A 6,905-nucleotide genomic window follows, 5' to 3' on the forward strand; every position below is an offset into this window, starting at 1 on the left:
TCATTTGTGATAATAAGTTGAGGCCTAAAGTTCTATATTTTAGGGCATATAAAGGTAGTCCCAACTAAAAAATTACGATTAGTTCGTAGATAAATCAACTCATTTCTATAAGTATTTCCTAATTTGCTGGTAAAGTTTGTCTTTATCCGCTGGACGCAAGGCATTAGCTTCTATAACCTTACCATCTTTAACGATCAGATACCGGGGGATACTGTAGCTTTTTCCATCCCAAAACTTATTCATTAAATCTTGCCTCAGGGAATCGGAAGTCCGTATATGCTTTCCCCGAAGGTCATAGTACCGGATCATCTGTTTCCACTGCTGATCAGCCTCAGGCTTATCCATTGAAATATAGAGCATTTCAATTTGTTTTGCCTTCAGAAATTCATGAAGGCCGGGATTGTATTCAAACTCTGCTTTGCAGGGCCCACACCAGGTGGCCCAAATATCTACATAAACAAGCTTATCTTTAAATCTCGCAGCCAGTTCATCAAATGTATCCACATTTGCGAGCAGCTCCTGATCTGTGTGTAGGGATTGGCTCGCTGCATGTTGAAAATGATGAATATCTTCAATTAAAGGGCTCAAATAACGTTTGTAGGGACTTTTAGGGTAAGATTTCAGAAAGCGATCATAGAGCTCCAGGAGTTGAGGTTCGTACTCCTTTTGCATAGCCTCGTCATGGATATATCTTGCCTGGAGATATTCCAGCATAGTTCCACTAAAATTTTCTGCAAAACCATTATAAGTCTTATTAAATCTATTCTCCGCATTGAACGCTTCGTTATACCTTCCTTCCTTTTGAGCCCGGTACATCAGGTGATACCAGGTGGTATAATCAAATGCATAATAATAAAAGTCAGGAAAAACCATGGCCGAGGCATTGAGCGGATATTTTTCATAAATCTTTGGCCATTCGGCTTCATAGTCCGCCCTAAGCTTTGCTTTATAACGTGGATGGCTTTTATCTAATGTAGTCAGATGGTATTGCGAAAAGACAACTGTAGCCAGAACCGACGCATAGTAATAATCGACATTTGTGCGGATGTATTTGTAGAAATCGGGGTCAATCTCTCTAATCCTTAATAAAGAATCAAAGGGTTTAATTTCATCTATGATATCTGATGCTATGGCTTTTTTTATTGCTGTTATGGAGCTGTCTGTTTTATAATATTGCGCAGCCTTCTGCTGATAAAAAGGATGTGAAATCTTTTGCAGCAACTCAATACCTGCAGCGTTTGCTCCTTTGGCTTTAAAGGAGCGTTTGCCATCCGTTTTTCCTATAAAAATCTCCAGGTTTTTACCTGGTTCCAGAAAAACCAAGCTGGATTTCCCATTATTGGCCAGCCTGATCATCGCCGGAGATGTCAGGTCATTTATAACAGAGGCTTTCCCTTTTGAATCCAGGGTATAGATTTTCTCCTGAGCAAAATAACGGAGGCCACTTCCAAGGTACAGGATGTGCAGACCGGAATCAGGACTCCCGGTAATGGAAACCGTCAATTGCTGCGCATAGATTAAATTACTACACAAAAGAAAAATCAGAATCAATAATTGTTTCATCACGAGTTGCATTAAGTTTATTAAAAGTAAGGATAATCTATTTCTTTTTTTATCACTAACATCTGCTTAACACATCGAAAGTATCTTAGCCCATGTTTAACATATGATAACCTCTAAGACTTTTGAAAGCATTTATACCCAACATTGGGAAAAGCTATATGCTTTTTGTTTCAGAATGACACGTGACGAACATATTTCTCAAAACATTGTTCAGGATATTTTTACTAACCTCTGGGAGAGAAGAGCAGATCTGCAAATTGTCTCTACAGAACATTTTCTATTCAGGGCAGCTAAAAACCAGGTATTGAAAGAGTACAGAAACAAGCGTTTTGATACCACTATTATAGAAGAGAAATTTGAGGATTATTTTATTGATCATATCCCAAACTTTGAAACAGAGCTTCTGGACAAACTCTATACCTTGCTGGAAAGCCTTCCTGAAAAAAGAAAAGAAATTCTTGTGATGAGTAAAATAAAGGAAATGGGCATAGAACAGATTGCGACGGAACTAAACCTGTCCAAGCAAACTGTAAAAAATCAAATCTCCTCTGCTTTAAAGCAATTAAAAATCCAGGCAGGGGGAACACCTGGCCTGATCATCCCACTAGGTCTTTATGTACTCCAGCATGTTAACAATATCTTAATCATATCGCAACAATTATCGATAGTACTTTTTTGGCCCCGTTGGTACTTATAGGCGAACATAAGTACAATGGCAAAAAAGATCACACATTACCTCGATTATCTCACAGATAAAAACAATGAACCCTCCATTTCATCTGCAGAAAAAAAATTACTGGATGATTTTATGCAGCAGGAATACAACGGTTCCAAATGGAATACCAAGGAGATGGGCTCTAAGGTTGATATTTCAGCCCATATTTACGAAAACATCAAAAAAGACGACCTTATAAAAGGTACTTTCAAAAAGTATTACAAATATGCGATTGCCGCAATACTGACAGCGATATTGGGTCTGGGCATTTTATTCAAATCTTCACATAACCAGCCTAAAGAATTGCTGATGACTACGGCATCGGTCACAGATTCTGTAAAACTTACCGACGGTACATTGGTCTATCTTGCGGCACACTCCACATTTAAGTATCCTGAGCATTTTAACGGTAATATCAGAGCCGTAGAACTGTTGAAAGGCAATGCCTTTTTTAAGGTGGCAAAGGATCCTTCCCATCCTTTTATCATCACCTCTCCTCAAATCAAAACAAAGGTATTGGGGACTTCTTTCCACATCAGTCTGGATCATAACAAATCTACCGTAACCGTAGTGACCGGACATGTGAGTGTGTACACTAAAAAGCAAAAGACATTTTTAAGACCTAACGAATACGCCGTTTTTACAAGCACAGATGGCCTTAAAAAACAGAGAACTGATGATATGTCCTTGTATAGCTGGTATAAGAAAGATATCGAGCTTAACCAGGTTACACTGGATAAGGTATTTACCTTGCTTGGCTTTAAATATGGGGTATGTTTTACTACCGAAAATGAAAGGATCCTGAACACAAGGATAACGCTATACATCAAAAATGGTTTACCACTTCAGACTATACTAGATCAGATCAATTATATCACTCACTTAAAACTAATACCCTATGGAGAAAAAATAAATGTAAGTAATTAAAAAACCGCAGTTGCTGTAACAACCACGGTTAGTATTAAGATATCAAACAAATTAATAACTTAAATATGCATTATAAATATACTTTTTTAAACCTTAAAAAAATATGTTTTTTAGCACTGGCTTTATTCTTTGTTCAAAGCACAGACGCAAAAACACTGGTTAACAATACCTTGCCTGTAAAAACCCTTTCGACGAATGAAACCCTTGTAAATATCTTTTTACAATTGAGCCGGCAAACCAGCTATAAATTCAGCTACAGTGAAGCCATTATTGCAGACAAAAAGACGTATGCAGTAACCTATTCTAAACCGCTCCGGGAAGTATTGGAAAACCTATCGGAAGAAGCAGATTTCAAGTTTACCATTATAGATAAAATGGTACTCATCAGCAAAAATAAAAAAGAGAAAGTACCTGCTGCTGCTCATAAGTTCCAGCAGTCCATCAAAGGAAAAGTAATTGATGAACAAAATCTCCCCCTTGTTGGAGCAACTGTTAAGGAACAGGGAACAAAAAATGCCGTGGTGACCAATGCAGACGGTGCATTTGAAATTAAAGGTGTAAGGTCCGGAACACTGGAGGTCTCTTTTATTGGTTACAAGAACAAAATAGTTAATATCGATGGGCCACTATTGACGATTAAGCTGGAACCAGATGCCTCAAAGCTAGGTGAAGTACTGATTGTTGGTTATGGAAAACAAACCAAGAAAGATGTAACTGGTGCAGTAACCCAGCTGGATGAAAAGAGCTTCAGACAAGGCGTTGTGGTATCTGCAGATAACCTGCTACAAGGCAAAGTTGCTGGGGTAAGGGTGGTAAACAGCAGTGGCGAACCGGGTGGAGGTGTTGATGTGACCATTCGCGGTGTAGGTTCCATCCGGAGCGGGAGTACACCTTTATTTGTGGTAGACGGAGTTCCTTTGACCAATGACGATGTGAGCCCGGGTGGCCAGAACGTGGGTTTTGGCTCTTCAAAAGCAAAGAACCCGCTTAATTTCTTAAATACCAGTGATATTGAATCCATTTCCGTTCTTAAAGATGCTTCAGCTGCAGCTATTTACGGGGCAAGAGGTTCCAACGGTGTGGTTATAGTAACGACTAAGAAAGGTAAAAAGGGAGAAGGAAGTCTGACTGCAGATTCTTATATAGGTTTTTCAACTGTAGCCCACAAGCTTAAAGTACTTTCTGCAGACCAGTACCGTGCTGCAATAAAAGATAAAGCCTTCGATCATGGCGGCAATACCGACTGGCAGGATGTGATTTATCGCAAAGCACAAACCAGGAACAACTCCTTGTCTTTTTCCAGACAAACCAATTCTGGTAATTACTATGTATCAGCTGCACAAATGGACCAGGAAGGCATTGTAAAGAACAGTGATTTCAGACGGACTTCAGGAAGGATCAATGCTTCTGAATCCTTTCTGGATGAACAACGTTTAAAAGTTGGCGTGAACCTGACCGCCAGTGAAACCAGAGACAATGGTGTTCCGACAAGTGATGATGGCGGATCCAATGGTCAGCTCATTATTCATACGCTGATGGCCAATCCAACCCGTTCGGTATTTGATGACAATGGAAAATATACCAACTTCAATATGAACGCGCATTATAATCCTGCTTATCTGCTCAGTGTATACAGGGATATTACGCGAACTTTAAGGGTACTGGGAAATATGGATGTTTCTTTTAGAATTGCCAAAGGACTGGAGTATAAACTGAATCTGGGACTGGACCGTTCTACGGCGGAAAGAAAAACAACCATTTTTCCCAACCTGACTGATATTAACCCCAATGGAAAATATGTTCAGTACAATATGAATTCCAAAAGCACCTTGCTGGAACATTATCTGAATTACAGTCTGCTGACTGGAAAAAACAAAATAGAGGCCCTGGCCGGATTTTCTTATCAGAAATTTGAAAGAGGAGGAAATAGCTTTAATATTGAAGGCATAGCGGGGGCAAATGCGGGTGTTTTACCAGAAAACAACCCTGCCTTTTCAGGTAAACAAACCGGGGTATTTGGTTTTGCCCAGGAAAATGAACTGCAATCTTTCTTCTCCAGGGTTAATTATGCTTACGACAATAAATATCTGTTAACCGCCTCTGTACGTGCAGACGGATCAACTCGTTTTGGAGCAAATAATAAATATGGTTACTTCCCTTCATTTGCCTTAGGCTGGAACATCGCCCAGGAGAATTTTATGAAGAGTATTCCTGTCCTGGAAGAATTCAAATTACGGGCCAGCTGGGGCCAGACTGGTAACCAGGAAGTTGAAAACAAAATCACCAAAGCCAGCTATGCTCTTTCACCAACAGATGGCTATTACCTGAACAGCGATCTGGGGCTTGTCAATGGAGTATCGGTGACACGGACACCAAATCCGAATTTAAAATGGGAAGTAGTTACCCAATACAACGTGGGGCTTGATTTCGCTTTGTGGCATGGAAAATTATATGGGACATTGGATTATTTCAATAAAACAACGACTGATGCCATCCTGAATATTCCTTCACAAGTATTGAGTCCTACCAATACTGTATGGGTAAATATTGACGGTAAAATTGTCAATAAAGGTCTCGAGTTTATGTTGGGTACAAAACTGATTGACCAGCGTGATTTTACCTGGTCGGTAGATGTGAACGGTGCAACACTGAACAATAAGATCAAAAACCTTCCGGTTTCGGAAATTCTGTCTGGTACCATATCTGGTCCGGGACAATCTGGAGTAGCCGCTAACATTTACAAAAGCGGTTATGCAGCAGGATCGTTTTATCTGCTGGAACACATTGGATTTGATGCAAAAGGAAATAATATTTTCAAAGACGTGAATAATGACGGCGTCATTGATAACAAAGACCGGGTGATCATTCAAGGTGCATTACCAAAATTCACTTATGGTATCAACAACCAAATGACGTATAAGAACTTTGATTTCTCTTTCTCTATTATCGGGCAAACAGGAGGATACCTGGTGAACAATACTGGATTAAATGCCTTAAATATTAACAATCTCGCTTCCGACAGAAACGTTGCAGTGAAGTATTTTGATTCGGGGGCCAATCCTGCAAATTCACCACAGCTTTCCACCTTATACCTGGAAAAATCAGATTTTATCCGATTAAACTCCGCCCGCCTGGGCTATAACTTTAGAATTAATAAACTGAAATGGCTGCATGGCCTGGGAGTCTATGTAACCGGACAAAACCTGTTGACTATTACCAATTACAGCGGTTATGATCCATTGATCAACAGTCCTAAAGCAACAGGTGGTAACCAGTCCTTAGGTATTGATTATTCCAGTTATCCAACCGCAAAAACATTTCTTTTTGGCGCAACTATTAAATTATAAACATGAAGACGAACAAATTATTTAAAACTATTTTGTGTTTATTGGGTGTGTTCTTTTTGAGCAACTGTACAAAACTCAATGAAAAAGTATTGGATGAGGTTTTGGGTGATGATGCCTCCAGCCCTGCAGGCGCTTTAGCCGCAGCCTATGACAGACTGGGCAAGGGAACTTTTGTAGACCACGGTGCTGTTTTTGCCTTGCAGGAATACACCACAGATGAAGCCTTACTGCCTACCCGTGGAAGTGACTGGGGAGATGGTGGGAAATGGAGGTCTATGCATGAATTTACCTGGGCCCCAGATAACGCTATCGTAACCGACAACTGGAATATGCTCACCAACGGCATCACCAGG

General features: G+C 40.0%; 4 protein-coding genes and 1 pseudogene. 4 read left to right on the forward strand and 1 reads right to left on the reverse strand.

Annotated elements, in window-relative coordinates:
• Window positions 1-105: 105 nt before the first annotated feature.
• Complete coding sequence (locus VNZ46_RS04125; RefSeq protein WP_325558847.1) at window positions 106-1,563, reverse strand: TlpA disulfide reductase family protein; 1,458 nt, start codon at window positions 1,561-1,563, stop codon at window positions 106-108.
• Between the two features lie 103 nt (window positions 1,564-1,666).
• Between VNZ46_RS04125 and VNZ46_RS04130 the strand changes: the two genes are divergently transcribed.
• From VNZ46_RS04130 to VNZ46_RS04145, 4 genes and pseudogenes are all read left to right on the forward strand, one after another.
• Complete coding sequence (locus tag VNZ46_RS04130) at window positions 1,667-2,260, forward strand: RNA polymerase sigma factor (RefSeq protein WP_325558848.1); 594 nt, start codon at window positions 1,667-1,669, stop codon at window positions 2,258-2,260.
• Between the two features lie 15 nt (window positions 2,261-2,275).
• Entirely contained in the window at window positions 2,276-3,205 is a 930-nt protein-coding gene (locus VNZ46_RS04135; protein WP_325558849.1) for a FecR family protein, read from the forward strand.
• A gap of 65 nt (window positions 3,206-3,270) precedes the next feature.
• Window positions 3,271-6,552: a SusC/RagA family TonB-linked outer membrane protein gene (locus VNZ46_RS04140; RefSeq protein WP_325558850.1), complete on the forward strand. Its 3,282-nt coding sequence runs from the start codon at window positions 3,271-3,273 to the stop codon at window positions 6,550-6,552.
• Between the two features lie 2 nt (window positions 6,553-6,554).
• A pseudogene (locus VNZ46_RS04145) lies at window positions 6,555-6,905 on the forward strand (RagB/SusD family nutrient uptake outer membrane protein); the annotation flags it as partial.

The organism is Pedobacter sp. (assembly GCF_035566355.1).
In the GTDB taxonomy this organism is placed as follows: Bacteria; Bacteroidota; Bacteroidia; order Sphingobacteriales; family Sphingobacteriaceae; genus Pedobacter.

Excerpts from the sequence above, each read along its gene's own strand:
- VNZ46_RS04140 (WP_325558850.1), top strand. The coding sequence starts at position 3,271 with ATGCATTATAAATATACTTTTTTAAACCTTAAAAAAATATGTTTTTTA.
- VNZ46_RS04130 (WP_325558848.1), top strand. The coding sequence starts at position 1,667 with ATGATAACCTCTAAGACTTTTGAAAGCATTTATACCCAACATTGGGAA.
- VNZ46_RS04125 (WP_325558847.1), bottom strand. The coding sequence starts at position 1,563 with ATGAAACAATTATTGATTCTGATTTTTCTTTTGTGTAGTAATTTAATC.
- VNZ46_RS04135 (WP_325558849.1), top strand. The coding sequence starts at position 2,276 with ATGGCAAAAAAGATCACACATTACCTCGATTATCTCACAGATAAAAAC.